Raw genomic sequence first — 26,374 nt, 5'->3', positions numbered from 1 at the left:
AAGCATCGGAATCTAGCCCAGAGTCATGACGTCGCCCTGGTCCTGCCAGAGCTGTTCCAGTGCACAGATTTCGTCGCACAGGGCAGAGACCCGCGGCCCCAGGCTGGCGCGGTCGCTGCCGGTCTTCAGGGCTTCTTCCAGCTGCCGAGCGCTCTGCTCCAGGCGGGGCGTACCGCAGTAGCGGGTGGCGCCGTGGAGCTTGTGCACGCGTTCCAGCAAGTCATCGTTATCGTTCCGGTCGAAGGCGGCTGAGATAGCGGGCCGATCTGTTTCCAGACTATCGAGCAGCATTTTCAGCATTTCGTCGGCAAGATGATCCCGCCCCCCGGCACGACGACGGGCCAATTCAGGATCGAAGACCTGATCGCTGTTGGCGTTACTGTCAGGGGCTTGCGGCAGATCATCCGCGGTGCTTTGCAGCACCCACTTGTCCAGCGTATGGCGTAGTTGCCCTTCGGTGATGGGTTTGCTCAGGTAGTCGTCCAACCCGCTATCCAGTAGTTCCCGGCGTTCGCTTTCCAGGGCGTGGGCGGTTAGCGCGACAATGGGTGTGTGGGCGCCATCGGGTTCGCTGTCGCGCATGCGCTGGGTGGTTTCCTTGCCATCCATGCCGGGCATCTGGATGTCCATGAAGACCAGATCGAACGATTGTTCGCGGAAGCTATCAAGGGCGCTTTGACCACCATCACAGGCGGTGACCGTGACCCCGAGTTCCTCCAGGAAGACCCGGGCCAGTTTCAGGTTACCCGGGTGATCATCCACAAGCAGCACGGAAACCGGTTGGGTAAACGGTCGTGTGGCCAGCTGCTGGCGGGGTGCAGCGGTATCCTGGCCGCTTAATGCGAGCAGGGCGCTATGCAGGCGCTGGCGGGTGGCGGGTTTTCCCTGAACCTGGCAGTGCGGGTAGTCCTCCAGCCAGTGGGAAACACTTTCCGGGTTATTGCACAGCACCAGAATCGGGGTGCCAAGGGCAGCCAGGTCATCCAGAAGTTGCTGCAGGTCGATGCCCGGTGCCTGGCTGGGCAGGCCGACTACCAGAAAATCACTGTGAGACAGCGCACCCTGATCCAGCGTCGCCATGAGATCGTTGAGGTTGTGCTGTTCATGGATGCGAAGCTGCAAGTGGCTGAGCATGTGGTACAGGCCCAGCCGGCCGTATTCATCACTTTCGATCAAGGTGGCGGTGCAGCCTACCAGTGCATGGGGCGGCTGCTGGGGGGGCTGCTTTGGATCCCGCTCGGTGCGCAGGGTGAACCAGAAGGTGGAGCCACGGCCCTCGCTGCTGTCGATACCAATCTCGCCGCCCATGCCCTCCACCAGGCGCTTGCTGATGGCCAGCCCCAGTCCGGTTCCGCCTTCCTGCCGGCGGGCGCTCTGGTCGGCCTGGGTAAAGGCGCTGAACAGGTCTTTCTGGGCTTCCGGATTCAAGCCGGGGCCGGTATCGGTGACGGTAATCTTGATGATTGCTTCTGCCCCCCGGTCTTCCTCCAGCATGGCACGCACTACCACGGAGCCCTGGTCGGTAAACTTGATGGCATTGCTGACCAGATTGGTCAGGACCTGGCGAATGCGCAGCGGATCGCCCAGCAAGGCGACCGGGACGTCTGAGTAGATAATGGCCGCCTGCTCCAGGCCCCGCTCCTGCGCCATGGGGGCGAGCAAGGTCTGCACGTCCTCGATCAGGTCATGGAGGTTGAGAGGGGTGTGATCGAGGGACAGTTTACCGGCCTCGATTTTGGAAAAGTCGAGAACGTCGTTGATGATCGCCAGCAGGGATTCGGCGCTCTTGTGAATGGTGGAGAGGTAATCCTCCTGGCGAGGAGTCATGGGAGAGCGGTCCAACAGTTTGGTGAAGCCGAGAATGCCGTTGAGCGGGGTGCGAATCTCGTGGCTCATGTTGGCCAGGAACTCGGATTTGATATGGCTGGCTTTCAGGGCTTCCTTGCGCGCCATGTCCAGTTCGATGTTCTGGATCTCGATGGTTTCCAGGGTTTCGCGCAGATCCTGGGTGGCCTGATCCACGTTCTGCTGCAGCTCGGTCTGGGCGTCGGCCAATGCCGCGACCATCTGTCGCAGGGCGGTTTCCAGTTCCGATAACTCACCTTTGGCCTGGGTGTGAATGGCCATACTGAGATCGCCATCGCGGATACGTTGCACCGCACTGACCATGTCGCTGATGGGCTGAGTCAGCTGGCGGGAAAAGCGCAGGGCGGGAACCATGGCGATCATGATCAGTGCCAGCATCACCAGAAACAGGGTGAGCAGATTTTCCAGCGTGGACAGATATTGCCCCTGCTGGGAAAACTCCACGGTGAGCTGGGCGGGCAGCACCCCGCTGAGATCCCGATCCAGCTGCCAGCTGGTATCGGTGGTGACCCGCCCCTGTGCATCGGGTGCCGCGCCGTCAGGGGCGGGGCGTAGCCGAGGCCCGGCGTGCAGGGTGGGCCGGCCATCGTTGAATACCAGGGTGGCGGCCCGGACGTCCTGTTCCTCAAGCAACTGGCGTAACAGGTTCTGCTGTTTGCGCTGGCTGTTATGGGGCAGGGTTTCCAGCTGGGCGGCATAGCTATCGGTGACCAGTTGCTGACGTTGCGCATTGGTCTCGCGGACATCCACGATCCGGTTGACCATGGAATAGCCACCAATGACCAGCGCCGCCAGCAGGGCGGGCAGGGCGGCCATGAACATCAGGCGTGAGCGAAGGCTTTGGTTGACCATGAATCCCCGATTGCTGTTGTTTTCCCCATTATGCCTGAAGAGCAGCAACATGCAGCACGCTCCGCGCCACCGCGTTGTTGCGTGAGGCGTGCAGCATAAAGCGGCTTTTTAGGTACAATACGCGCCATGAATCTTAAAACCATTGAACAGACCGTGGGTAATACGCCCCTTGTGCGTCTGCAGCGCATGCCCGGCAAGACCAGCAATACCATTCTGGTCAAGCTGGAGGGCAATAACCCGGCCGGCTCGGTAAAAGATCGCCCGGCATTGAACATGATCCTCAAGGCGGAACAGCGCGGGCAGATACAGCCCGGTGATACCCTGATTGAAGCCACCAGTGGCAACACGGGCATCGCCCTGGCCATGGCCGCTGCCATGCGCGGTTACCGCATGAAGTTGATCATGCCCGCCAACCAGAGTCAGGAGCGCCGTGATGCCATGGCCGCCTATGGCGCCGAGCTGATTTCGGTAAGCAAGGAAGAGGGCATGGAAGGTGCCCGCGACCTGGCCCAGGCCATGCAGGCCCGTGGCGAGGGTACAGTGCTGGATCAGTTCGCCAATCCGGATAACCCGCTGGCCCATTATGAAAGTACCGGCCCGGAAATCTGGCGCGATACGGATGGCGGCATTACCCACTTTGTCAGTTCCATGGGCACCACCGGTACGATCATGGGGTGCAGCATGTATCTGAAGGAGCAGAACCCGGCTATCCAGATTGTCGGCCTGCAGCCCACCGATGGTGCGTCCATTCCCGGCATTCGCCGCTGGCCGAAGGAATACCTGCCCTCAATCTATGATGATTCCCGCGTGGACCGTGTCATGGATATGGATCAGGACCTGGCCGAGCGCACCATGCGCAGGTTGGCCCGCGAAGAAGGCATCAGCTGCGGTGTATCATCCGGCGGCGCCGTGGCCGGTGCGCTACGGTTGAGTGAAGAGCTGGAAAACGCCGTGATCGTGGCCATTATTTGCGACCGGGGCGACCGTTATCTGTCTACCGGGGTCTTTAATGCCGTTGACAGTTGATAGTGGACAATTGACAGCGAAAACAGGGAGAGCATGTGAACGTATTGGTCTTTGATATCGAAACCATCCCCGATCTGGATGGCGGGCGCCGCATCTACGACCTGGATGGGCTTAGCGACAAGGACACTGCCAGCGCCTTGCTCAACCTGCGCCGTCAGGAGAATGGCACCGAGTTTCTGCGCCTGCACCTGCACCGTATTGTCGCTATTTCCGTGGTGCTGCGTTCTGCGCAAGGGGTGAAAGTGTGGTCCCTGGGCGATGAGAACAGCACAGAGAAAGAGCTGATCGAGCGCTTCTACGATGGCATCGATCGCTTTACCCCGAACCTGGTGAGCTGGAATGGCGGCGGTTTCGATCTGCCGGTGTTGCACTATCGCGCGCTCAAGCATGGCGTTGCCGCTCACCGTTACTGGGAAACCGGCAACGAAGACACCAGCTTCAAATGGAACAACTACCTGAGCCGTTACCACCAGCGCCACCTGGACCTGATGGACGTGCTGGCCATGTATAACGGGCGCGCCAATGCGCCGCTGGACCAGATCGCCACGTTGCTGGGCTTCCCGGGCAAGATGGGCATGAGCGGTGGCAAAGTCTTCGAGGCCTTCCAGGACGGTGACCTCAAGGGGATTCGTGATTATTGCGAAACCGACGTACTCAACACCTGGCTGGTGTATCTGCGTTTTCAGTTGATGCGCGGTGAGTTGGACGCTACCGGTTACGATCAGGAGCTGGCGTTGCTGCAGGACTACCTGAAGGAAGAAGGGCATCCGCACTTCCTGGCGTTCCTGGAGACCTGGCAGAAGGCATCGGCGAGCTGAGCTGATGCCGCTGGCGTCACAAATCTGACGCCAGCGGCCTGAAACGCTACAATCCGCACCACATTGGCAGCCTGCGTTGCATGGCTGCCCACTCCCGGATTTACCCCCAGAGTATTGAGATCTTCCATGGCACGACGTCGCAAGCAGTTACCGGAAACCCCGGAGCCCGCCAGCATTGAAACCCTGAGTCACGATGGCCGGGGCATCGCCCGCCGCGATGGCAAGACCACCTTCATTGATAATGCGCTGCCCGGTGAAGAGGTGATGTTCAAATTCACCTACATGCGCCGCAAGTTTGATGAAGGCAAAGCCGTGGAAATCGTCACCGCGTCCCCGGACCGGGTAACCCCACCTTGCGAGCACAGTACTCTGTGCGGTGGCTGCAGCCTGCAGCATATGAGTCCGGCAGTGCAGGTGGCGCGCAAGGAAGCGGTGCTGCGTGAACAGCTGCAGCATTTTGGTGGCCTGGAGCCGGAAGAGTGGCTGGCACCGCTGACCGGCCCGGTGACGGGGTACCGCAGCAAGGCTCGTCTGGGTGTGAAGTACGTGGAAGCCAAAGGGGAAACGCTGGTGGGCTTCCGGGAAAAGCGCAACAGCTTCATTGCCCAGCTCCGCACCTGTGAAGTGCTGATCCCGGACGTGGGGCACCGCCTCTCTGAACTGCGTACCCTGATGCACAGCCTGGAAAGCCGCAGCCGCATTCCGCAGATTGAGCTGGCCGCCGGGGATGACGATGTGGCCCTCATTATCCGCCATCTGGACCCATTGCCTGAGGCAGATCAACAGGCCCTGGTGGGCTTCTGCCAGAATCTGGGCTGGCACTGTTATCTGCAACCGGGCAACGAAAGTACCGTGCATCGGGTCTGGCCGGAAGACGGTGAGCAGCGTCTGTATTACTCACACCCGTCTGCCGGGGTGGAGTTGGCCTTCCATCCCACCGATTTCACCCAGGTGAATGCAGAGATTAATCGCAAGATGGTGCCTTTGGCACTGGACTTGCTGGACATCTCACCAGAACACACGGTGCTGGACCTGTTCTGTGGCCTGGGGAATTTCACCATTCCCGCCGCCAAGCGGGCTGGCAAGGTGGTGGGTGTGGAAGTCAGCCAGGCCATGGTGGAGCGGGGTTACGAGAATGCTCGCCGCAACGGCCTGGAAAACCTGGAGTTTCACGCCTGGGACCTGAGCCAGGACATTAGCGGCCAGGCCTGGGCCAGACAGGCGTATGATCGTATTCTGATCGACCCGCCACGCACCGGCGCACTGGAAATGGTGAAGTTGATGCCCCGTCTCGGTGCATCAAGGATTGTTTATGTGTCATGCAACCCCGCCACACTGGCCCGTGATGCCGGGGAACTGATGGCGCTGGGCTACCGTCTTAAAGCGGCAGGTGTGATGGATATGTTCCCTCACACCACCCACGTCGAGTCCATCGCTGTATTCGAAAAAGCGAAGAAGAAGTAGCAGGTTCTGCCATGGTAACGGTAAGGCGACAGCCCTCAGAAGGTTCCATAGTTCACTGGCGCGACTGGATGACGCAGTTGGAAGATCGCGCCCCGGTCCGTGACCGTGCCTTGCTGGAACAGGCCTGTGAGCGCGCCGAACAATGCCAGCAGGCCGGTGAGGCCGCGGGCCGGGTGTGGCCCTATGGCAAAGGCTGTCTGGATATCGGCCTGGAAATGGGCGAAGTGTTGGTGGATCTGGGAGCCGACAGTGACATTCTTCCCGCCGCTATCCTTTACCGGGCCGTGCGCGAAGGGCAGATCACGCTACTGGAAGTGGAAAAGGAATTCGGGCCGGATGTGGCCAACCTGATCGAAGGCGTGCTGCGCATGGCGGCGATCAGTACTTCGCTCAACCCCACCCGCAAGGCCGTGCTGGGCCAGCAGGATGGGCAGCTGGATAACATGCGCAAGATGCTGGTGGCCATGGTCGACGACGTGCGCGTCGCCCTGGTCAAGCTTGCGGAACGAACGGTGATCATCCGTGCGGTCAAGGAGTCGGAGCCGGAGCGCCAGCGCAAGGTGGCCCAGGAAATCTTCGATATCTACGCGCCGCTGGCCCACCGGCTGGGCGTTGGCCAGTTGAAATGGGAGCTGGAGGATCTGTCCTTCCGTTACCTGCAGCCGGGCGCCTACAAGAAAATTGCCAAGCTGCTGGATGAGAAGCGTCTGGTACGTGAAGAGTACATTGATAACGTGCTGGAGCACTTACGCGGCTATCTGGAAAAGAACGGCATCAGTGGCGCCGAGGTCAACGGGCGCGCCAAGCACATTTACAGCATCTGGCGGAAAATGCAGAAAAAGCACCTGGACTTCGGTGAAGTCTATGACGTGCGTGCGGTGCGTATTCTGGTACCGCAAGTACGCGACTGCTATGCGGCGCTGGGTGTTGTGCATTCCCTGTGGCAACACGTGCCCAAGGAATTCGACGATTACATCGCCAGCCCCAAAGGCAATGGTTACCAGAGCCTGCATACGGCGGTGGTCGGCCCGGAACGCAAGATGCTGGAGGTGCAGATTCGTACCTTCGATATGCATGAAGAGGCGGAGCTGGGTGTCTGTGCCCATTGGCGCTACAAGGAAGGCGCCAAGAAAGGCAAAAGTGGAGTTACCGATTACGAGCAACGGATTACCTGGCTGCGTCAGGTGCTCGAATGGCACGAAGAGCTGGGTGACGACAGCCCTGATGCCATGGTGGACGAGCTGCGCCACGGGCTGGTCAGCGACCGGGTGTATGTTTTCACCCCGGAAGGCCATGTGGTGGACCTGGAAGCGGGGGCCACGCCGGTGGATTTCGCCTATCACATCCATACCGAAGTAGGGCATCGCTGCCGGGGCGCCAAGGTGAACGGTCAAATCGTGCCGTTGAACTACAGCCTGAATACCGGTGAGCAGGTCACTATCCTCACCACCAAAGAAGGCGGCCCCAGCCGTGACTGGCTGACCCCGTCACTGGGCTATGTGGCGACGTCATCTGCCCGGGCGAGAATCCAGCAATGGTTCAAGCGTCAGGACCGTGATGTGCATATCGTTCAGGGTCGCACCATCCTGGAAAAGGAAATGTCGCGGCTGGCGCTGGAAAAAGTGGATCTGGATACCCTGGCGCCGCACCTCAATCTGAAAACCGGTGACGACGTATTGGCGTCGCTGGGTGCGGGCGATCTGCGCCCGGGGCATGTGGTCAATCAGGTGCAGGCCCTGCAGCCGGACCATAACCAGCAGGAAATGGAGTTTGTTCCGGCCAAGCCGAAAGCGTCCACCAGTGGTGATATCACCATTCATGGGGTGGGGAATCTGCTTACCCATATGGCCGGCTGCTGCCAGCCGGTGCCTGGTGATCAGGTCATGGGCTTTATTACCCAGGGGCGGGGCGTTACCGTTCACCGCGCCGACTGTGAGAAGTTGCTGGCCATGCAGGGTGATGACCCTAACCGGGTAATCGAAGTGACCTGGGGCGAAGCCGACCGAATTACCTACCCGGTGGATGTGTTTCTGCGCGCCTGGGATCGTCAGGGCCTGCTCAAGGACGTGATTGCCGTGCTGGCCAATGAAAAGGTCAACGTGACGGCCGTGCATACCCAGTCCCATCAGGATGACAACACCGCCACCATGCTGCTCACCCTGGAAATCGCCACCCTGGGGAACCTGGGCAAGGTGCTTGCCAAGATGGATCAGCTTAAAGGCGTGCTGGAAGTTCGGCGCTACAAGAAATAGCAATTAATAATTGATAATGAATAGTTAATAACGAAAACCGAAGGGCATGCCCGCGCCAAGGGTTTTGCCTTTCGTTATTAATTATGCATTCCGGTTCTGCATGATTCGCAAGCCATGCCACTATCAGCAGGGGAAAGCATGTCTACTACTCCCATCGACTCCCTCCTCTCCATCATGTCCCGCCTGCGCGACCCGGAAACCGGCTGCCCGTGGGATATCAAGCAGGACTTCGATTCCATTGCGCCTTATACCATTGAAGAAGCCTTCGAAGTGGCCGAGGCGATTGCCCAGCGGGACTATCCGGAATTGAAGGAAGAGTTGGGCGACCTGTTGCTGCAAGTGGTTTTCCATTCGCAAATGGCGCGCGAGCAGGGGCTGTTCGATTTCAATGAAGTGGTTCAGGTGCTGTGTGACAAGATGGTACGGCGCCACCCTCATGTCTTTGCGGATACCGAAGCGGGTGATGAGCAGGCGGTAAAGGCTAACTGGGAACAGATCAAGCAACAGGAACGCGCCGGCAAGGGGCGCGAACACTCCAGCGCCATTGATGGTGTGCCGGAAGGTCTGCCCGCACTGCAACGGGCCGGCAAGGTTCAGAAGAAAGCCGCGAAGGTTGGCTTTGACTGGCACGCACCGGGCCCCGTACGTGAACAGGTTGACCGGGAGTTGGCGGAGCTGGACGAAGCCCTCTCAAACGGTCACAAAGAGGCCATAGAAGATGAGTTCGGCGATGTGCTTTTTACCCTTGTAAACCTGTCCCGCCATCTGAAAATCGACCCGGAGCAGGCACTTCGCCGGGCAACCAACAAGTTTGAGCGGCGCTTTCGCACCATGGAGTGCGAGCAATCTAACCCTTTGAAATCATTAGATGAAAATGCGTTGGAAGCCGCCTGGAAACAAGCGAAAAAATCTGCAGATTGACCCCTCCGATCCCCTTCTTGTTCCTGTGAAATAAAAACTTCACATAAGAGAAACTTTTCAGTCATCCACTCTCCCCATACTGCGCCACCAAGCAGTAAACGTTACCTCGCTTGGTTGGGGTTTCAGTCACGCTGTTACTTTGCATACAAAATATTGCCTGATTGAAGGAGTGTTGGAATGAAGAAGAATTTGCTTGCGATCGCTGTGGGGGCTGCCGTAGCTATGCCTGGCCTGGCCCTGGCCGATGGCCCGACTGTTTACGGTAAAGTTAACGTTTCCCTGGAAAACGCAGAGTTTGATGATGGCGTAAACCCCAGCGAAGATGCTTGGGAGCTGAACAGCAACGCTTCACGCCTGGGTGTTAAAGGTGATTTCGATCTGGACGTGGCTGGCCTGAAAGCTATCTACCAGGCTGAGTTCGAAATCAGCGTTGACGATGGTGATAAAAGCGGCCAGACCTTCACCCAGCGTAACATCTACGGTGGTTTGAAAGGTGGCTTCGGTACCCTGAAGGCGGGTAAATTCGATACCCCCACCAAGAAAGCCCAGGGCAAAATCGACCAGTTCAACGATATCGGCGGTGATATCAAGAACGTCCTGTCCGGCGAAAACCGGGTTTCCAACATCATCCAGTACAGCACGCCTGCTCTGGGTGACCTCGTAACCCTGAACGCTGCATTCATTCCTGCAGAAAACAACGACATCGACGGCGACGGCGATCCGGAAACCGGCCTGGCTGACACCATCTCTGTGTCTCTGGTTGCTGAAAAAGACATGTTCTACGGTGCCATCTCTCACGATGCGGACATGACCGACGAGCTGATCACCGATGAAACCGGTACCAGTCCAGCCATCGATATCACTCGTGTAGCTCTTGGCCTGAAGCCGGGTAACTTTGAAGTTGGCGCGCTGTTCCAGACTGCTGAAGAAACTGAAGCGGACGGCGAAGAAACCTCCTACATCCTGAGCGGTGCTTTCAAGATTGATCGTGTGAAGCTGAAAGCCCAGTACGGCATGACCGAAGGTGATGTGTCCGACGAAGAAGCGACTCAGGTAAGCCTGGGTGCAGACTACAAACTGGCCAAAGCCAGCAAAGTCTACGCTTACGGTACACAGCTTGAGTTCGACTTGGCTGACACTGAAGAAACCATCTTCGGTATCGGTATGGAACACAAGTTCTAAATAAAAAAAGCTCAGGCAGCTCCGACTGCCTGAGCAGACTTTCCTCGACGCAAGTAACAGTTGCCCGCCTTTTGGCGGGCTTTTTTTTGAGTTATTCAGAGGTTCCCTGGCCTTTTAACAGGCTTACCGTGAACCTCCCGCGCGTTGCATGACGCTCAATGCCGAATGCCAGACGCGAAAACCACACAAACAGTAAACAAAACCCTGCTACCGCGGCGTTGTAGGAACGTAGTTCCGTGCTGCCCAAAGGGGGAGCGAAGCGAATAATTCCTCTTGAGGGACGAACCTCGGCAAGCGAGGGAATTCCCCGCAGGCTGGCTTTAAAGTCGGACGCCTGCCTGATAACCGCTGCCTGACGATTAAAACAACGGGGGAAAGTGTCCTCATTGGTCACAGTGAAAGGGGGGTCGGTTATTCCAACGGGCATCGGGTTTCAGGCGCCAGCAACCTCACGCTGGGTAAATGATGATTTCTGGAAAGCTTGCAATTAGATAGTGCACTATTTAATATGGCGCTATGAGTAAAGACGCTGAATCTGACACTACACTGCTCGACTTGGATATGCAGGTCTGCTTTGCCCTGTATTCCGCCCAGCTGGCGATGAACAAGGTCTACCGCAAGCTGCTGAAGACGCTTGGGCTCACGTACCCCCAATACCTGGTGATGATGGTGCTGTGGGAGAAAGATGGTCAGTCCGTGTCGGAAATCGGTGAGCGGCTGTATCTGGATTCCGCCACGTTGACACCCCTGTTGAAGCGTTTGGAGACCGCCGAGCTGGTGCAGCGCGCTCGCTCCCGGGCGGATGAAAGGCAGGTAGAAATTCGGCTGACCGGGCAAGGAAAAAAACTGCGGAAATCTGCAGAAGCGGTTCCCGAAGCCATACTTTGTTCAACCCAGTGTGAACCGGACCAGTTATTGCAGCTTCGCAATGACCTGCATTCGCTGCGTCGCCGGCTGGCGAGCAACAAAGACCATTGAGCAATGATTTTTGTCCTTTTTTACGGGCAAATAAATAGTGCGCTATTAAGTAGCGTGATAAAACTGCAAGGAGAATGATGATGAGCTTGGAAAAAGTACTGTACGAAGCGAAGGCAACGGCCACCGGCGGTCGAGATGGCAAGGCGACCAGCGATGATGGCCAGTTGAATGTAAAGCTGGCCACGCCGAAAGCGTTGGGCGGTTCGGGTGGCGAAGGCACGAACCCGGAGCAGCTGTTTGCGGCAGGGTATTCCGCCTGTTTTCTTGGTGCCTTGAAACTGGTTGCCGGGAAAGCCAAGGTGGCACTGCCAGATGAGACGTCGATTACCGGGCAGGTCGGCATTGGCCCGCTGGGTGGAGGCTTCGGCATTCAGGCCACACTGAATGTCCATATTCCAGGCCTGGAGAAAAGCGAAGCGCAAACGCTGGTGGAAAATGCACATCAGGTTTGCCCGTACTCCAATGCCACTCGTGGCAATATCGACGTGGAACTGGTGGTGACGGTCTAGGAAGCCTCTGAAAACGCCCCCTTGCGGAGGTGTTTTCAATAAAGCGTAAAAGAAGCAGCCTGAGGGCTGCTTTTTTGTGCTCGCTTCGTTTTACTGGTGTGAAAAGCGGTGGAACCGGGCTTCTGCCGTTGAGTCTGATGATAAAGCCCAACTTGAGGATACGCCCATGATGACCAGAACCCATGCCCTCCTTTCTTCACTATTGCTGGGGGCTGCTTTGGCCCTTGCCGGTTGTGATCAGCCAGAACCTGATGCGCAAGGTTTGCCGGATGATCGGGCGAAACAGGAAAACGCCCAGCAACGCGTGCTCGCCGGGAAAGTCATGTATCGCGAGCGCATGGCGATGCCGCCGGAAGCAACCGTAACGGTAACGTTGGCAGATGTATCCCGGATGGATGTACCGGCCAGAATGATCGCTGAACAACATATTGATAACCCTGGAAATGTGCCGGTGCCTTTCGCGTTACGCTATGACAAGTCTTTCGCCGATAACGACCATCCGATGGCGTATGCGGTGCGCGCGGAGATTCGTGATGGTGATGGGCGTTTGCTCTGGACGACGACTCAGCGGCACACGGTGGAACTGGGCGACAAGGAAGCGAACCAGAACATGACAGTCATGCTGGAGCGCGTCGATGCAGAAGCCCAGGCCCAGCCCGCTAGCAGTAAAGCGCAGGCCAAAGCGGATGGGGCCAGTTTCTGGGCGGCCGGTAACGAACCGGGGTGGCACCTGGCTGTTTACCCGGAGAAACGGCTGGTCTTTGTGTGGGACTACGGCAATAGCAGCATGACGACGCCGAATCCGGGGGCCAAAACCGAAGGGACGGAAACCATTTACATGGCGAGTACGGAGACCGGCGCCTTGAAAGTGGAAATCAGCGAGCAGCCGTGTGAAGACGTGATGAGTGGAGAGGCCTTCCCTTATCAGGTGAAAGTCACGCGCAATGGCACGCTGTACAGTGGCTGCGGGCAGGATCTTTAATCCGATATCGCGCAGGTTTCTGCTAGCATTGATGCTGGCGGCCGGAAGGGGCCGCGGTTAATAACGAAAAAGGACGGCCGGAATGTTGAGTTACGTGGCCCTTGGCCTGTTGGTTTTTGTGGGGCTGGTGCTGTTTTACGGCATCATCGCTATTCACGATATCCCATACGAAATTTCGAAAAGCCGGAATCATCCACATCAGGACGCGATTCATGTGGCGGGTTGGGTGAGCTTGTTTACGCTGCATGTGCTGTGGCCGTTCCTGTGGATCTGGGCCACCCTGTATCGGCCTGAGCGTGGCTGGGGCTTTCAACAGGTTCAGGCGCAGCAGCGAACCGACGAGACGCTAATCACTGCGCTCCAGAAAAAACTGGATGCGCAGTCCGAACGGTTGACCTTGCTGGAGCAGGCATTGGCAGAGAAGAAAGAACATAACGACGGGGGCTCTCTCTAATGGAAACCCTGTTACTGCTGACGTATGCCGCTATCTGTATTTTTATCTTCAAAGTATTCAAAGTGCCGCTGAATAAATGGACCGTCCCCACTGCGGTACTGGGTGGCATTGTGCTGGTGGGGGGGCTGGTGCTGTTGATGAATTATAATCACCCGTTCACCAACAAGGTCCGCCAGGTGTATGTGGTGACGCCGCTTGTATCGGAAGTGCGGGCACGGGTGCTTGAGGTGCCGGTGAAGGCCAACACCCGGGTGAAGCAGGGTGAGCCACTGGTGGTGCTGGACAGTACGCGCTTTGAGGCAAGAGTGGCGCAGCTGGAAGCGCAATTGGCGGACATGGGCCAACTGGCTCAGGGTAATGTGGCCGCAGTGGCACAGGCGCGGGCCAAAGTTGCCCAGGCAACCGCGAAACGGGACCAGGCCGTGCGTACTCTGAGGCGCTACGAGGGAGCGGCCTCCGCATTCAGCAAGCAACAGATCGATACCCAGCGTGAACGTGTCGTTGCCACCAATGCCGATCTTGATGCGACGAAAGCGGCGCTAGCCAAAGCTGAGACAGAACTGAGCGGTGAAGTGGATGGTGATGATCCCTCTGTGGCTGCGGTTAAAGCGCAGCTTGAAGAGGCCAGATTCAATCTGGAAAACACTATCATTAGGGCACCGACCGATGGTTTTGTCACGCAATTGGCCGTATTGCCGGGGATGATGGCGGTGCCATTGCCCCTGAAACCACTGGCCAACTTCGTTAGTGATCAGGAGCGCCGTTTTGTTGCGGCGTTTCGACAGCAATCCCTGTTGCGGCTGCAGCCGGGGTATGAGGCTGAACTAACGTTTACTTCCCTGCCTGGGCAGGTCTTTAGTGCCAAGCTGATCGAAGTGCTGCCTACTATTGCCGAATCTCAACTGGCAGCGGGACAAGCGCTGGTTGGTGGGGAAGCCTTTCAGCGCATGGATAATGAAACACTGACGGTGATTGAAATCGAGAAAAGCGATGCGGTGGATTCACTTCCATTGGGTGTCAGTGCCCAGGCTGCGGTTTATTCAGATCATGTTCATCATGTGGCGGTTATGCGTCAGATTCTGCTGAGAATGATGAGCTGGCAGCATTATCTCTATCTGGATCACTGACGCTGGTCGTCACAGTCCTCTGATGTTTCAGCGCGGGCGGCCTTTGGGTCGCCCGTTTTTGTTGCGGGGGCGAGTAAATGGTAGATAAACCGGCCCACGCCTAACCAGAGCAGCAAACTGAGTGACAGAAAGAACACGCTGCCATCGTTGTAGAGCGCGCCGGCGAGTGGCCCGAACACAACGCCACTGACCAGCAGGGCCATGAAAATGGCCAAGTGTCGGCGGCGGCGCAGGCTGTCAGGTCGGCTGTCTGATTGATTGTGTGGGGGAGTGGACATGGTAATGAACGGTTCGGTCACAGAAGGAATTACCTTACCATAACGGCCTGTGTTCTATCTGTCCCGGAGGCCACCCATCGACGGTTATCCTGTCCCCGCATCGCCGATTGACCGCGAAATCATCATCAATAAAAGCCGTTTCATTACCTGGCTGAGACCGGTTTCTGAGCGCGAAGAGGCCATGGCGTTTGTCGATGAGGCCCGGCAACGCTACCCGGATGCGTCCCACCATTGTTATGCCTATTTGCTGGGAAATCCTGCCTCTGCTCAAGCCGCCATGAATGATGATGGCGAACCATCCGGCACCGCAGGCAAGCCCATCTTCAATGTTATCCAGCACAAGGGCATGAGTGATGTGCTGGTGGTGGTGATCCGTTATTTCGGTGGGGTAAAGCTGGGGGCAGGGGGATTGGTTCGTGCTTATGCCGCCGCGGCGGAATCGGTGCTGTCGGCAGTGGAACGTGTAGAACACACACCGCAGACGTCCTTGCGGCTTGATGTACCCTTTGCGCTGGAGCAGCGCGTTCGGCTCTGGGCGGAGCAACATGCTGCGCAAATAGGGGAGGTGTCCTATGGGCAACACGTCAGCATGGACGTGCTGTGTCAGACCGCAGATTGTGACAACCTGCTAGAACTGTGTGCGGCAGAGCAGATAACGGTGGTCCACCCCGGATCATGACCGCTTTGTACGCGGCCATGTCGTAATCCGCCCTTTTCCCGGGCAGGCTGAGTCGGCAGGGTAACAAGAAAAGGAGCGTTATTATGAGTGATAAGCCTGTGATTGATCCTAACCCCAAAAAACTACCGGACATTCTGGCCTCTCTCCCGGCCGGGACGCCCATTGTGATGCTTAATTTACTGCGTTTTAAGGACAAGGCCATCTACAAGGATGGCGAGGCGGACTACAGTGGCCGCGAGGCGTACCAGAAATATTCCGACGTGGCGTTCGGCAAGGTCCGTGGTGTGGGCGGTGAAATGGTGTGGAAGGGCAAGGCCCTGGCCGGGGTGATTGCACCGGAGAATGAACAGTGGGATGAGGTTCTGCTGGTTCGCTACCCTTCCAAAGAGGCCTTTGCCAGCATGCTGGCAGACCCGGAATACCGTGAAGCGACCAGGCATCGTACTGCCGCGCTGCACGAAGCACGGTTGGTGGCGATGGAGGAAAACTGAAAGGGCATTAATAATGAATAATTAATAACGAAACTGGAGTGGCCTCGATGGACAGGGTTAATAATCACGCTTGATAGTAGCCTTATGGTTTCGTTATTGATTATTCACTATTAATTATTCATTGGCGTTCTCATGACAAACCAACCTGTAGGCATTCCCATCCCCGGCGGCCACACCATGCGTGCCCGCTGGCTACGCCCTGACAACCCTCATCCGCACAAGGCGGCGGTGATCGCCATCCACGATATTTTTGGTTATACCGACGATATTGAGCGTATCGCCCAGCGGCTGGCGGATAACGGCTACCCGGTGTTGGTGCCGGATCTCTATGATTTGCCCGGCAGCAAGGCGTTATGTGTGGTAAAGACCCTGAAAGCCCATGAAACCGGCAAAGGCCCGGCGTTTGCCCAGTTGGAAGCCTGTCGTGAATGGTTGCTGGCACAAAGCGAAGAGCCGGTGACCCAGGTGGGGGTGATGGGTTTTTGTATGGGTGGGCGATTTGCTGTGCTGTATGCCAGCCAGGCCCCGGTGCAGGTGGTTGCGCCTTTTTATGGCGGGATTCCCAAAAAGGTCGAGACCTTGCGCGGCATTTGTCCTGCCGTAGGAGGCTGGGGCAAACAGGATATGCTCTACGGTGACCATGGCGAGCGTTTGGCGAGCCATCTGGAAACCCTTGGGGTGCCCCACGATATCCGCAGTTATGACGATGTGGGCCATTCCTTCATGAATGACCACCAGACCTTCACGTTCAAGAAGCTGGGCCCCTTGCCGCCGCTACGATCAAAATTCGACGCAGGCGCCTCAGAGGACAGCTGGCAACGTGTGCTGGCGTTCTTCGAGAAAGTCTTCAGCGGTGAGCTGACTGCTACGCCTGCGGCATGATGCCTACGCCAAAAGCCCCTCAAGTTGCCCGGCCGGTTTTGTTTGGTCGGGCGTCAGGCATTCGGCACCAGGCGACTTCGTCTCCCTGCCCCTCAATACCGCGATGAGCTCTTACTTATCGCAGGCACCGAGCCATTTGGCTTCGCTGTGGGTGGTCATGGACTGTTTGTTGCCGGTGACCGTGGTACTGGTGGTGTAGTGTTTGGGATTGTGCAGCACCATTTCGCCGCGAATTTTGGTGGGGGTGTTGCTCCCGGGCATCTTGCAGCTGGTGCTCCAGTGCAGGGTATTACCGCTGCGATTCACTTCGCCAGCCCCGCAGCCTCCCTGTTTCCAGCTATCGCGCATGGCGATTTCCGGGTTCGCGGCCTGGGCCTGGGTCAGGCATTCCTTGCGAACCTGGTTGCGCATGGCATCGGGGACTGCAGGTGAATTCAGTTTGGCGGTGATCTCCCAGAGCCCGGGGGTGAGTTCATTGGCCTGGGTTGCCAGCGAGGCAAGGCTCAGGGGGAGGGCAGTCAGCAAGCACAGGCCAAATCGGGTAGCAGTATTCATAACGATTCCCTTCGCGAGTACAGGTTAAGGCTGATCCCCGAGCTCGCGCCAGCGCCGGTTCAGGCGGGGCGCTGGCTGAGGGGGAATTCGCACAGATCCGCGATCAGGCAATCACCGCATTTGGGCTTGCGGGCGATGCAGACATAGCGGCCATGCAGAATCAGCCAGTGATGAGCATCGCGCAGAAATTCCTCCGGCACCAGTCGTACCAGCCGTTTTTCGACCTCCAGCACGTTTTTGCCCGGGGCAATACGGGTGCGGTTGGATACCCGAAAGATGTGGGTATCCACCGCCATGGTGGGGTAGCCATAGGCGGTATTCAGTACCACATTGGCGGTTTTCCGCCCCACACCGGGTAGCGCTTCCAGTTCCTCACGGGTGCGCGGGACCTGGCTGTCGTGCTGTTCGATCAAAATACGGCACAACTGGATGATGTTTTCGGCCTTGGAGTTAAACAGGCCGATGGTCTTGATGTACTCTTTAAGCCCGTCGACGCCCAGCGCAAAGATAGCCTCTGGCGTATTGGCGACCGGATACAGGCGCGCGGTGGCCTTGTTGACCCCCACATCCGTGGCCTGGGCCGAGAGCACTACGGCAACCAGCAGCTCAAAGTCCGACTGGTATTCCAGTTCAGTGGTCGGGTGCGGGTTCTGGGCGCGCAGACGGGAAAAAATTTCGGTACGTTTCTCGCGGTTCATAGCATCATCCTGTGTTCGCGGGGCAGTATAGCGGATGAAGCGGCGGCTGTGAGGGGGAGGATTCTTCATCGCAGTGGCCTGTCGGGCCTGCAAGAGCGGGTCGAAGAAGGAGAGTTAGATGCAGTTTTCCGCCATGGAAACCCTGATGATTGCCCTGTTAGTACTGGGCACAGGTCAGTGGCTGGTACACCGGATTTCCATTCTGTCACGGCTGAATATGCCGGAGCCGGTGGTGGGGGGCTTGTTGGCTACCATCATCGTGACGGGCCTCCAGATCGGTGGTGTTTCCCTGACATTCGATGAAAGCATGAAAGTGCCCTCCATGCTGTTTTTCTTCGGGGCCGTCGGCTTGGCTGCCGATTTCCGCCTGCTCAAGCAGGGTGGCTGGGCCATGTTGCTGTTTGCGGTGCTGGTGATTGTGCTGGTCGCCTTGCAGGACCTGGCCGGGGTTGGCATGGCCAAGTTAATGGGGCTTGAACCCTACTATGGGCTGATTGGCGGCTCGGTCACCATGACCGGGGGCCATGGAACCGGGGCGGCCTGGGCCAGTGTATTCGAGAAGGATTTTGGGCTCACCGGTGTGTCCGAACTGGCAGCGGCATCCGCCACGTTTGGTCTGGTGTTTGGTGCTCTGCTGGGTGGCCCGTTGGCCATGTTCCTGATTCGCCGCTACCGCATTGCCGCACCGGCCCACGGGGCCGCAGACGATGATGCGGCTTACGACAAGGCTGAACGGCCACACCCGATTTCGGCGGGCAGCGTGATCCGCATTCTGATGCTGCTTTCCGTGGGCGTTGTGGTGGGCAAGGTGGCGGCCGAGGAGTTTGCTTCCGTGTTCCGCTTGCCGACTTTTGTGTGGGTGTTGTTCGTGTGTATTTTGCTGGGCAATACCGCACGCCGCTTGTGGCGCGTTAACGACGCCACCATCGATGTGGTGGGGAATACGGCGCTGGGGATCTTTCTGGCGATTACGCTGATGAGCCTGCAGCTACTGCAGTTGGTGGACCTGGCGTTGCCCATGTTGGCCATGCTGGTCGGTCAGGTGCTGCTGGCGCTGGCGTTTATTACCTTTGTGACTTTCCGTTTGATGGGGCGCAACTATGATTCGGCGGTGCTGTGTGCCGGCCATTGTGGCTTTGCCATGGGCGCGACCCCAACCGCGGTCGCGAACATCCAGGCGGTAACGCAGCACCATGGGCCGTCGCCGTTGGCGTTCATTATCGTCCCGGTGGTGGGGGGCTTTATCGTGGATATTGCCAATGCCACGATTATCCAGACGTTCGTGTCTGTGCTATCGGGCTAGGGGCAATGCGAACGTTGGTTGCTATGAGCTGCGTGCGCGACGGTAGAAAGAACTCAAGCGAGTGACGAGGAGCGAGTTTCGAAGAGCAAACCGGTTTGGTCTTTCGCTCCTCGCTCCTCGAAACTTGCTTCCGGTTACTGAATCACCACGTCACCGTCTTCAATGCGCAGGCGTTCGCCGGGTTTCTTGTCCATGCGAATCGTCTCTTCATTGTCATTGAAGGCGTAGGTCACGTCATAGCCTTCGGTGCGGCTTTTGTCTTCCATCACCGTGTTACAACGCTGTTCCGTGGTGGTGTAGGTATTTTTTTCCTGCATCCCTTTCTGGATCTGGTTACCGGCGACACCACCGGCAATCGCACCGCCGGCTGTTGCGGCATCCTTACCGCTACCACCACCAAACTGATGACCAACCACGCCACCGATAACCGCACCGACCACGCTACCGGTGACCCGGTGTTGGTCTTTCACGGGTTTTTTGCGCTCAACATTAACCTGCTGACACACCTCACGCGGTTCCTGCCAGGTCTTCACAATGGGGTCCACATTGACCACTTTGGCATAGCCTGATTTTTGCGGGGTTACTGCCTGATAAGCACCATAACCCACGCCTGCGACGGCCACGGCACCCACAATACTCAGGGTGGCAATTGCTGCGCTTTTCATGGCTCACTCCTTATTCCGTTATTTCCCTGTTAGAGCCAGTCTGGCACAGAGAGTTCGCCGTGAAAGGGGGCTCAATTGCAAAAGAGTGTGAAGGTAAAAGGCAGGTAAAAAATCACCGCAGCGTTATGCTATTGTCCGCCTGTGCAGCGGTTTGCAGTGCCAGGATCGGGAACAATCCTGGCGCACGGGTCAGTGCTCTCATTGGGTTATTTTACCGCCACGATTCATGATTATTCACCGTCACAAAGGTGCATACAGGGGGACGTATGGAACAGAGTGTGGGGACAACAGCCGCTGCTGCTGCGCAACTGGATGGGCAGTTGCAGGCAGAATATTTCCACCTCACCAGCTTAATTGATTCGTTTGATCAGAAGTCGCTGACCATCAAGGCCTGGAGTGTGACGCTGGCTGGAATTCTGGCGGGGTCAGGGGCGTTTTTTGATCGTCCGGCGCTGCTGTGGGTCGGGGTAGTGGGAAGCTTGTTGTTCTGGTTGGTGGAAGGGCACTGGAAGGCCTTTCAGTCCGCGCATTATGCGCGTATCGAAAAAATTGAAGCGCATTTTCGTGGTGAAGTGGACGAAATTGCCCCCTTCCAGAGCGCCGATAGCTGGGAACGCAGCCGCCGCGCCGGCGGCATGAAAGAACTGCTGCGTATCCTGCGTTGGCGGCACGTGTTTCTTCCACACGGGTTGGTGGCGGTGGCGCTATTGGTGGCAGCGTTGGTGCTGTAGGAGCGGCGCTCGAGCCGCGAAAACGGTTGCCGTAGGAGTGTCGCTGGCGGCGCGATAACAACAGCGGCGAGTTGCGAGAAGCGAGTTTCGAAAAGCAGAATTTCAAAGAGTAGACGTTTCAGGCTTTCGCAACGCAACCCGGAACGACTTTATCGCGCCGCCAGCGACGCTCCTACGCAGGTGCAGTGGGTTAACTGACTTTCCCGGTGGTGCGTACCCGGCGGCTGATTTTGGGTTCGTCGCTGGCGTTGCGCTTCTGGGCTTCCTTGAGATGTTTGTCGATGACGTTCTTGCCGGCGATGATCAGGCCCAGGCCCAGGAAGGCGCCGGGAGGCAGGACGGCCAGCAGGAAGCCGCCGTAGTTGTCGATGACAGTGAGTTCCCAGTTGGCCGCCATGGGGCCGAACAGCAGCTGCATGTTGGTGAACAGGGTGCCCTGGCCCACCAGTTCACGCATGCCGCCGAGAATCAACAGGATTACCAGGAAACCCAGGCCCATCATAAAGCCGTCCACCATGGAGGGCAGCACGGCATTCTTGCTGGCGAACGCGTCGGCGCGGCCGAGCACGGCGCAGTTGGTCACGATCAGCGGAATGAAGATGCCGAGGATTTCGTACAGCTCGAACGTGTAGGCCTGCATCAGCATTTCGATCACCGTCACCATGGCGGCGATAATCATCACGAAGGCGGGCAGACGCACCGCATCGGTGACGTAATTGCGGATCAGCGACACACAGGCATTGGAGCCCATCAGCACTACCAGGGTTGCCAGGCCCAGTCCCATGGCGTTGACCACGGAACCGGTCACCGCGAGCAAAGGGCACAGGCCGAGAATTTGTACGGTGGCCGGGTTGTTATTCCACAGGCCATCCATGCTGATCTTTTTGTAGTTCACATCACTCATCACAGGTCTCCACCGGGGTGGTGTCCGCAGGGGCACTGAAGAGATTGTTCTGGTTGGCGTCGAAATACTGCAGGGCGCGGTGCACCGCACCGACAACGGCGCGGGGGGTAATGGTGGCGCCGGTAAAGCTGTCGAAGTCGCCGCCGTCTTTTTTCACGGCCCAGCCGGACGTACCGGGGCTCTCCAGAGAATGGCCGTTGAAACCCAGAATCCAGTCGGATTTTTTGGTTTCGATACTGTCACCCAGGCCCGGGGTTTCATTATGCGGCGGAACCACACGCACGCCCTGTATCTCCCCGGCAGTATCCACCCCGACAATCAAGGCAATGGCCCCACCGTAACCGTCCGGTGCGGTGGCTTCCAGCACGGCGCCGTTGTCCTCGCCATTAAGGCGGGCCCGATAGAGGTGGTGTTCGTTGCGGCCCAGTAGCGGGTCGCTCACGGTAATACGGTCGGTGAGCAAATCGTTGTCGTGCTGGTCGTGGGGCATGACCTGGTTCAGCGATGTCATTAGCGCTTGTTGTCTATTGCAACGGACCTGGTCCAGCGTGGCTTCGTTGGTAATGGCCAGGGTGGCGGCGGTACCGATGGCAAACAGCCCGAGGATGACCGCGTTCCTGGTGATGGCATGGCGCATCATCAGCTGACCCCTCGATTGGATGACTTGTGCCCGTAGGTCCGAGGCTGGGTGTAGTAATCAATAAAGGGCGCAGACAGGTTCAACAGCAATACCGAAAACGCCACCGCGTCCGGGTAGCCGCCAAAGCTGCGAATCACCCAGACCAGCAGGCCGATCAACAGGGCGTAAATCAGGCGGCCCATGCGGCTGGTGGCGGCGCTGACCGGGTCGGTGGCGATAAAGAACGCGCCTAGCATGGCGCCGCCGGAAAACAGCTGGAAGAGGGGATCCGCAAAGCGCACCGGATCAATCAGCCAGGCCAGCAGGGCAGGCAGGCCGAGGCCGGCGAGAAAGCCCAGCGGAATGTGCCAGGTGATGATCTTGCGACTGATCAGATACAGGCCACCCAGCAGAAACGCCAGATTGACCCATTCCCAGCCCAGCCCGGCAAACTGGCCATGCAGAATGCCCTGGTTAGCCAGCTCGTTCGCGGTGTCAGTGGCAGAACTCTGGACCGTGCGGAAGGTGTCCAGGGGAGTGGCGCCGCTAAGGCCATCCACCGGAAGCTGCCCGGTGAACAGCTGCCAGCTTTGCACAAACGATAGTGGCTCACCGGGCGCCAGCCACTGGGTCATGGCCACCGGGAAGGAAATCAGCAGCAACACATAACCGACCATGGCCGGGTTGAAGGGATTCATCCCCAGCCCGCCATAGAGCTGCTTGGCCACGATGATCGCAAAGCTCACCCCGATCAGGGTCAGCCACCAGGGGGCGGTGGGCGGCAGGGCGAGCCCGAGTAGAACCGCGGTGACCACGGCGCTGTAGTCTTTCAGGTAGAAGGCGATGCTGCGGCCACGGGCTTTCAGGAACAGCGCCTCGCTGACCAGCGCCACGATGACCGCCCACAGCACATTGATCACCGAGCCCCAACCGAACTGCCAGGTGAGGACAGCAAGGCCGGGCAGGGTGGCGTAGATCACCTGGCGCATGAAGGCCCCGGTGTTGTTTTTCACCGTGGCATGGGGTGAGGTGGACGTAATCAGGCTCATGCCGGTTCAGCCCTTGCCGTTCTGGCGGCGGAGAATTTTCGCCCTAGCGCTTTTCCCCGTGAAGCGTGTTGCGTGATGGCGTGCCAGCGTTGTGTCATTCTGCCAATCCTTGTTCTTCTACCGCCTGCTTGAGCGCCTTGCGGGCAATCTGGGTTTCGCTTTCCAGGGCCTGGAGTTCCGAGCTAAGGGCTTCCAGAGTGTCTTCCGAAGCGCTGCTGCGTTGTTGTTCCAGTTCCTGCTGCTTGTCGGCCAGGGCGCTTTCTGCGCGGGCGGCTTCCAGCTTCAGGGTTTTCAAATCCTTGCCGGTGTGGGCGCGAATGTCGGCCTTGGCTTCTTCGACCAGGGCATCCAGCGCATCGCGGGCGTTGTCCGCCTTGGCCTTGAGCTTGTCGATCTTCACCTGCATGGCCTGGAGTTCGTCGGCGCTGGCAGTCTCATTACGCTCGGCCCGCTCGTAGGCGGCGTGGGCTTCCTTGTACTGCTTGTGCGCCATGTTGTAGGCGGTTTTCAGGCCCTTGAGGCGCTTCTGGCGTTTGGCAGCCTGCTCCGGGTCCACCTCGGCCAATGATTGCGGTGCCTGTTCTTCCGGCACGGCGGGGCTATCCGTGGTGGCGGTTGCTGCCGGCGCTGCTTTCGGCGTGGGCGGTGCTGCGGCCTTGGCATCGCGCAGCTCTGCCTTCAGCTGATCCGCGATGGCTTTCAACTCACCGGCTTCGCTGTGCAAGTCTGCCGCGTTGTCGGCGCCGTCTTCGTCGGCCTGCTTGGCGGCTTTCACCGCTGCCTTGTAGGCCAGCGACGCATCGCCAACCTGCTTCTTCAACGCCGCCACCGGGTCGGGTTGTTCCACCACTGTAGCGGTAGAGGGTGAGGGGGCGGTGGGCGCGGGGGAGGCGGGTGCGTTTGCCTTGGCGTCACGCAGATCGGCTTTCAATTGATCCGCCACTGCTTTCAGGCGATCCGCTTCGGCGCGCAGGTCCGCCGCGTTGTCAGCCCCGTTTTCGTCCGCTTGTCTGGCGGCTTTGACAGCGGCCTTGTAAGCGGAGGAAGCGTCACCGACCTGTTTCTTCAATTCGGCAACCGGGTCTGCTTGAGCAACCGGCGCGGTAGCGGCGGGCGCGTTGGCCTTGGCCTCGCGCAGTTCCGCCTTGAGCGCATCCGCGCTGGCTTTCAGGGTGTCCGCCTGGGCTTTCAATTCGGCCACATTGTCAGCGCCTTCCGCTTCGGCGGCCTTGGCCGCTTTTACTGCCGCCTTGTAGGCGCAGGAAGCATCGCCGACCTGCTTCTTGAGCTTGGCCACCGTATCTTCTGCCGGAGCTGCCGCAACGGGGGCGTCGTCTTTGGCGTCACGCACAGCCGCTTTGGCCTTGTCGGCCACGGCTTTCAGGCGGTCCGCCTCGGCTTTCAGTTCAGCCAGATTATCGGCGCCTTCCGCCTCGGCGGCCTTGGCCGCTTTCACCGCCGCTTTGTAGGCTTTGGAGGCGTCCAGTGAGGCTTGCTTCAGCGCGGCCACATCAACGGTACTGGCGGCGGCCGGGCCGGCTTCCTTCTTCTTGCGGTTGGCTTCCAGGCGCGCCTGTCGGCGGGCTTCTTTTTCCGCCTGTTCCTGTTCAATGCGTGCCTGGCGGGCTTCGAAGCGCTGGCGGGCCTTGTCGGCTTTTACCTGGTCCGCCGCCTGCTGGCGTACTTCGCCCTTGGCGTAGCGGTAATACTGCACCAGCGGAATATGGCTGGGACACACATACGCGCAGGCGCCGCATTCGATGCAGTCCATCAGGTTGTGGTGCTGGGCCTTTTCCAAATCGTCGTTCTTGGCGTGCCAGTACAGTTGCTGGGGCAGCAGGTTGGCCGGGCACACTTCCGCGCAGGAACCGCAGCGGATGCAGGGCTGTTCCGGCGGCGGTTCCGGCAGCTCTTCCGGGCTGGCGGCGATGATGCAGTTAGTGGTTTTCACCACGGGCACGCCCGGGTTGTGTAGGGTGAAGCCCATCATTGGCCCACCCATGACCAGCCGGCCGATGTCCAGGCCGGCCAGATTGCCGTGGGCCAGTAAGTCACGCACCGGGGTGCCCAGCAGCACCTCGTAGTTACCGGGCTGGCTGACGCCATCACCGGTAAGCGTGGTGACCCGCGAGACCAGCGGTTCGCCATCGCACACGGCCCGCTTGATGGCATAGGCGGTGCCCACGTTCTGGCAGACCACGCCCACCTGGGCGGGCAGCTGGCCACTGGCCACTTCCTTGCCGGTGAGCAACTGGATCAGCTGTTTCTCGCCGCCGGAGGGGTATTTGGTGGGCACCACGCGCACTTCGATATCGCAGCCTTTGCAGGCCCGCTTGATCGCGGAAATGGCCTCGGGCTTATTGTCTTCGATACCGATCAGGGTGCGGCGGGGGTTGAGCAGGTACTGGAGAATATGAATGCCGGTGACGATTTGCTCGGCACGCTCACGCATCAGGCGGTCATCGGCGGTGATGTAGGGCTCGCATTCCACCGCATTGATCAGTAGCTGTTCCACGCGCTGATGGTCGCCCAGGTTTACCTTGATGCTGGTGGGGAAACCCGCGCCGCCCATGCCGGCAATGCCCGCGTGGCGGATCAGGTCTACCAGCTCGGCCGGGCTTTTTTCGGTGTAGTCGGCAATACCCTGATGCTCAAGCCACTGGTCTTCGCCATCCGTGTCGATGACGATACACACCGCATCCATGCCCGATGGGTGCTGGATGGGGCGCGGGCCAATGGCGCTGACCGTGCCGGAGGTCGGCGCATGGATAGCTGCACTGACAGCGCCAATGGGCTCGGCAATCATCTGCCCCTTGAGGACCTTGTCACCGGGCGCCACCAACGGCTTGGCCGGCGCGCCGATGTGCATGTTCAGCGGTAGCACCAGCTGTTGCGGCAGCGGGCCGGGCACGATAGGCGTGCCGTTGGACAGGTGCTTCATTTCCGGCGGGTGGATGCCGCCGTGGAAGTCATGAATGGACGCTGGACGCCGGATGCCCGATGCCAGACGGGCAAAAACGGAGCGTGTTTTTCGGGTTTTGTTTGTTTGCGCTTGGCTCATGGCAACAATCTCCGGCCATGCACAAGCG

General features: G+C 58.7%; 25 protein-coding genes. 16 read left to right on the top strand and 9 right to left on the bottom strand.

The window, feature by feature from the left end:
- Positions 1-12: 12 nt before the first annotated feature.
- A complete protein-coding gene (locus F1529_RS14610) occupies positions 13-2,718 on the bottom strand; it encodes a response regulator (protein WP_230457805.1) in 2,706 nt (901 codons plus the stop codon).
- Between the two features lie 126 nt (positions 2,719-2,844).
- On the opposite strand from F1529_RS14610, the gene cysM reads away from it, so the two are divergent.
- The 11 genes from cysM to F1529_RS14555 all read left to right on the top strand — a co-directional run bounded on the left by cysM (position 2,845) and on the right by F1529_RS14555 (position 14,431).
- Positions 2,845-3,744 carry a cysteine synthase CysM gene (cysM, locus tag F1529_RS14605; RefSeq protein ID WP_155135757.1) on the top strand — a complete coding sequence of 300 codons (900 nt, stop codon included), beginning with the start codon at positions 2,845-2,847 and terminating at the stop codon, positions 3,742-3,744.
- A gap of 35 nt (positions 3,745-3,779) precedes the next feature.
- Positions 3,780-4,562, top strand: coding sequence for a 3'-5' exonuclease (locus F1529_RS14600; protein ID WP_007148584.1), 783 nt, complete (start codon positions 3,780-3,782; stop codon positions 4,560-4,562).
- A gap of 126 nt (positions 4,563-4,688) precedes the next feature.
- Positions 4,689-6,026, top strand: a complete 1,338-nt coding sequence (gene rlmD / locus F1529_RS14595; RefSeq protein ID WP_155135754.1) for a 23S rRNA (uracil(1939)-C(5))-methyltransferase RlmD — start codon at positions 4,689-4,691, stop codon at positions 6,024-6,026.
- A gap of 11 nt (positions 6,027-6,037) precedes the next feature.
- Entirely contained in the window at positions 6,038-8,278 is a 2,241-nt protein-coding gene (relA, locus tag F1529_RS14590; RefSeq protein WP_155135751.1) for a GTP diphosphokinase, read from the top strand.
- A 138-nt stretch (positions 8,279-8,416) separates the two neighbouring features.
- Positions 8,417-9,199: a nucleoside triphosphate pyrophosphohydrolase gene (gene mazG / locus F1529_RS14585; protein ID WP_155135748.1), complete on the top strand. Its 783-nt coding sequence runs from the start codon at positions 8,417-8,419 to the stop codon at positions 9,197-9,199.
- Between the two features lie 177 nt (positions 9,200-9,376).
- Entirely contained in the window at positions 9,377-10,381 is a 1,005-nt protein-coding gene (locus F1529_RS14580; protein ID WP_155135745.1) for a porin, read from the top strand.
- Positions 10,382-10,897: 516 nt separating this feature from the next.
- On the top strand, positions 10,898-11,359 hold the full coding sequence (locus F1529_RS14575; protein WP_155135742.1) for a MarR family winged helix-turn-helix transcriptional regulator: 462 nt from the start codon (positions 10,898-10,900) through the stop codon (positions 11,357-11,359).
- 80 nt (positions 11,360-11,439) lie between these two features.
- Positions 11,440-11,868: an organic hydroperoxide resistance protein gene (locus F1529_RS14570; RefSeq protein WP_039926077.1), complete on the top strand. Its 429-nt coding sequence runs from the start codon at positions 11,440-11,442 to the stop codon at positions 11,866-11,868.
- Positions 11,869-12,034: 166 nt separating this feature from the next.
- Positions 12,035-12,850, top strand: a complete 816-nt coding sequence (locus F1529_RS14565) for a YbaY family lipoprotein (RefSeq protein ID WP_050760115.1) — start codon at positions 12,035-12,037, stop codon at positions 12,848-12,850.
- 82 nt (positions 12,851-12,932) lie between these two features.
- Positions 12,933-13,304, top strand: a complete 372-nt coding sequence (locus F1529_RS17790) for a DUF3302 domain-containing protein (protein WP_155135739.1) — start codon at positions 12,933-12,935, stop codon at positions 13,302-13,304.
- On the top strand, positions 13,304-14,431 hold the full coding sequence (locus tag F1529_RS14555; RefSeq protein WP_155135736.1) for an HlyD family secretion protein: 1,128 nt from the start codon (positions 13,304-13,306) through the stop codon (positions 14,429-14,431). Before F1529_RS17790 ends, F1529_RS14555 begins: the two co-directional genes overlap by 1 nt.
- On the opposite strand, the gene F1529_RS14550 is transcribed toward F1529_RS14555, so the two are convergent.
- The gene (locus F1529_RS14550) at positions 14,425-14,634 is read right to left on the bottom strand and encodes a hypothetical protein (protein ID WP_230457804.1); all 210 of its coding nucleotides are present in this window, start codon (positions 14,632-14,634) and stop codon (positions 14,425-14,427) included. The genes F1529_RS14555 and F1529_RS14550 overlap by 7 nt on opposite strands.
- Positions 14,635-14,758: 124 nt before the next feature.
- Between F1529_RS14550 and F1529_RS14545 the strand changes: the two genes are divergently transcribed.
- The 3 genes from F1529_RS14545 to F1529_RS14535 all read left to right on the top strand — a co-directional run bounded on the left by F1529_RS14545 (position 14,759) and on the right by F1529_RS14535 (position 16,761).
- Complete coding sequence (locus tag F1529_RS14545; protein WP_370457038.1) at positions 14,759-15,388, top strand: YigZ family protein; 630 nt, start codon at positions 14,759-14,761, stop codon at positions 15,386-15,388.
- An 83-nt stretch (positions 15,389-15,471) separates the two neighbouring features.
- Positions 15,472-15,879, top strand: a complete 408-nt coding sequence (locus F1529_RS14540) for a DUF1330 domain-containing protein (protein ID WP_155135730.1) — start codon at positions 15,472-15,474, stop codon at positions 15,877-15,879.
- A gap of 132 nt (positions 15,880-16,011) precedes the next feature.
- Positions 16,012-16,761: a dienelactone hydrolase family protein gene (locus tag F1529_RS14535; protein ID WP_155135728.1), complete on the top strand. Its 750-nt coding sequence runs from the start codon at positions 16,012-16,014 to the stop codon at positions 16,759-16,761.
- 111 nt (positions 16,762-16,872) lie between these two features.
- Here F1529_RS14535 and F1529_RS14530 read toward each other — a convergent pair whose 3' ends face one another.
- Positions 16,873-17,316 (bottom strand): DUF3617 domain-containing protein, encoded by a 444-nt coding sequence (locus F1529_RS14530; protein ID WP_155135725.1) that lies wholly within the window; start codon positions 17,314-17,316, stop codon positions 16,873-16,875.
- Positions 17,317-17,375: 59 nt separating this feature from the next.
- Complete coding sequence (nth, locus tag F1529_RS14525) at positions 17,376-18,014, bottom strand: endonuclease III (protein ID WP_007149505.1); 639 nt, start codon at positions 18,012-18,014, stop codon at positions 17,376-17,378.
- A 118-nt stretch (positions 18,015-18,132) separates the two neighbouring features.
- On the opposite strand from nth, the gene gltS reads away from it, so the two are divergent.
- Positions 18,133-19,317, top strand: coding sequence for a sodium/glutamate symporter (gltS, locus tag F1529_RS14520; protein WP_007151053.1), 1,185 nt, complete (start codon positions 18,133-18,135; stop codon positions 19,315-19,317).
- 134 nt (positions 19,318-19,451) lie between these two features.
- Here the strand turns inward: gltS and F1529_RS14515 are convergent, their stop codons facing one another.
- Positions 19,452-19,982 carry a glycine zipper 2TM domain-containing protein gene (locus F1529_RS14515; RefSeq protein WP_155135722.1) on the bottom strand — a complete coding sequence of 177 codons (531 nt, stop codon included), beginning with the start codon at positions 19,980-19,982 and terminating at the stop codon, positions 19,452-19,454.
- 266 nt (positions 19,983-20,248) lie between these two features.
- Between F1529_RS14515 and F1529_RS14510 the strand changes: the two genes are divergently transcribed.
- On the top strand, positions 20,249-20,713 hold the full coding sequence (locus F1529_RS14510; protein WP_155135719.1) for a hypothetical protein: 465 nt from the start codon (positions 20,249-20,251) through the stop codon (positions 20,711-20,713).
- 190 nt (positions 20,714-20,903) lie between these two features.
- Here F1529_RS14510 and F1529_RS14505 read toward each other — a convergent pair whose 3' ends face one another.
- From F1529_RS14505 to rsxC, 4 genes are all read right to left on the bottom strand, one after another.
- On the bottom strand, positions 20,904-21,617 hold the full coding sequence (locus F1529_RS14505) for an electron transport complex subunit E (RefSeq protein ID WP_155135716.1): 714 nt from the start codon (positions 21,615-21,617) through the stop codon (positions 20,904-20,906).
- Positions 21,610-22,257 (bottom strand): electron transport complex subunit RsxG, encoded by a 648-nt coding sequence (rsxG, locus tag F1529_RS14500; protein WP_155135713.1) that lies wholly within the window; start codon positions 22,255-22,257, stop codon positions 21,610-21,612. Before rsxG ends, F1529_RS14505 begins: the two co-directional genes overlap by 8 nt.
- Positions 22,257-23,285, bottom strand: coding sequence for an electron transport complex subunit RsxD (gene rsxD, locus F1529_RS14495; RefSeq protein WP_155135710.1), 1,029 nt, complete (start codon positions 23,283-23,285; stop codon positions 22,257-22,259). The genes rsxG and rsxD overlap by 1 nt, the downstream gene beginning before the upstream one ends.
- Positions 23,286-23,379: 94 nt before the next feature.
- Positions 23,380-26,346 carry an electron transport complex subunit RsxC gene (rsxC, locus tag F1529_RS14490; RefSeq protein WP_155135707.1) on the bottom strand — a complete coding sequence of 989 codons (2,967 nt, stop codon included), beginning with the start codon at positions 26,344-26,346 and terminating at the stop codon, positions 23,380-23,382.
- Positions 26,347-26,374 lie beyond the last annotated feature (28 nt).

Origin of the sequence: Alcanivorax sp. VBW004, assembly GCF_009718865.1 — a bacterium.
Lineage (GTDB): Bacteria > Pseudomonadota > Gammaproteobacteria > Pseudomonadales > Alcanivoracaceae > Alcanivorax.
Note: the sequence above shows the minus strand (reverse complement) of the source record. Positions and strands in the feature narration are given on the sequence as shown.

Coding starts and splice junctions, on each gene's coding strand:
- F1529_RS14540 (WP_155135730.1), top strand. CDS start 15,472: ATGAGTGATAAGCCTGTGATTGATCCTAACCCCAAAAAACTACCGGAC.
- F1529_RS14550 (WP_230457804.1), bottom strand. CDS start 14,634: ATGGCCCTGCTGGTCAGTGGCGTTGTGTTCGGGCCACTCGCCGGCGCG.
- F1529_RS14610 (WP_230457805.1), bottom strand. CDS start 2,718: ATGGTCAACCAAAGCCTTCGCTCACGCCTGATGTTCATGGCCGCCCTG.
- relA (WP_155135751.1), top strand. CDS start 6,038: ATGGTAACGGTAAGGCGACAGCCCTCAGAAGGTTCCATAGTTCACTGG.
- rlmD (WP_155135754.1), top strand. CDS start 4,689: ATGGCACGACGTCGCAAGCAGTTACCGGAAACCCCGGAGCCCGCCAGC.
- F1529_RS14530 (WP_155135725.1), bottom strand. CDS start 17,316: ATGAATACTGCTACCCGATTTGGCCTGTGCTTGCTGACTGCCCTCCCC.
- F1529_RS14570 (WP_039926077.1), top strand. CDS start 11,440: ATGAGCTTGGAAAAAGTACTGTACGAAGCGAAGGCAACGGCCACCGGC.
- F1529_RS17790 (WP_155135739.1), top strand. CDS start 12,933: ATGTTGAGTTACGTGGCCCTTGGCCTGTTGGTTTTTGTGGGGCTGGTG.
- rsxD (WP_155135710.1), bottom strand. CDS start 23,285: ATGAGCCTGATTACGTCCACCTCACCCCATGCCACGGTGAAAAACAAC.
- F1529_RS14580 (WP_155135745.1), top strand. CDS start 9,377: ATGAAGAAGAATTTGCTTGCGATCGCTGTGGGGGCTGCCGTAGCTATG.
- F1529_RS14565 (WP_050760115.1), top strand. CDS start 12,035: ATGATGACCAGAACCCATGCCCTCCTTTCTTCACTATTGCTGGGGGCT.
- F1529_RS14535 (WP_155135728.1), top strand. CDS start 16,012: ATGACAAACCAACCTGTAGGCATTCCCATCCCCGGCGGCCACACCATG.
- gltS (WP_007151053.1), top strand. CDS start 18,133: ATGCAGTTTTCCGCCATGGAAACCCTGATGATTGCCCTGTTAGTACTG.
- nth (WP_007149505.1), bottom strand. CDS start 18,014: ATGAACCGCGAGAAACGTACCGAAATTTTTTCCCGTCTGCGCGCCCAG.
- F1529_RS14510 (WP_155135719.1), top strand. CDS start 20,249: ATGGAACAGAGTGTGGGGACAACAGCCGCTGCTGCTGCGCAACTGGAT.
- mazG (WP_155135748.1), top strand. CDS start 8,417: ATGTCTACTACTCCCATCGACTCCCTCCTCTCCATCATGTCCCGCCTG.
- F1529_RS14575 (WP_155135742.1), top strand. CDS start 10,898: ATGAGTAAAGACGCTGAATCTGACACTACACTGCTCGACTTGGATATG.
- F1529_RS14555 (WP_155135736.1), top strand. CDS start 13,304: ATGGAAACCCTGTTACTGCTGACGTATGCCGCTATCTGTATTTTTATC.
- rsxG (WP_155135713.1), bottom strand. CDS start 22,257: ATGATGCGCCATGCCATCACCAGGAACGCGGTCATCCTCGGGCTGTTT.
- F1529_RS14505 (WP_155135716.1), bottom strand. CDS start 21,617: ATGAGTGATGTGAACTACAAAAAGATCAGCATGGATGGCCTGTGGAAT.
- rsxC (WP_155135707.1), bottom strand. CDS start 26,346: ATGAGCCAAGCGCAAACAAACAAAACCCGAAAAACACGCTCCGTTTTT.
- F1529_RS14515 (WP_155135722.1), bottom strand. CDS start 19,982: ATGAAAAGCGCAGCAATTGCCACCCTGAGTATTGTGGGTGCCGTGGCC.
- cysM (WP_155135757.1), top strand. CDS start 2,845: ATGAATCTTAAAACCATTGAACAGACCGTGGGTAATACGCCCCTTGTG.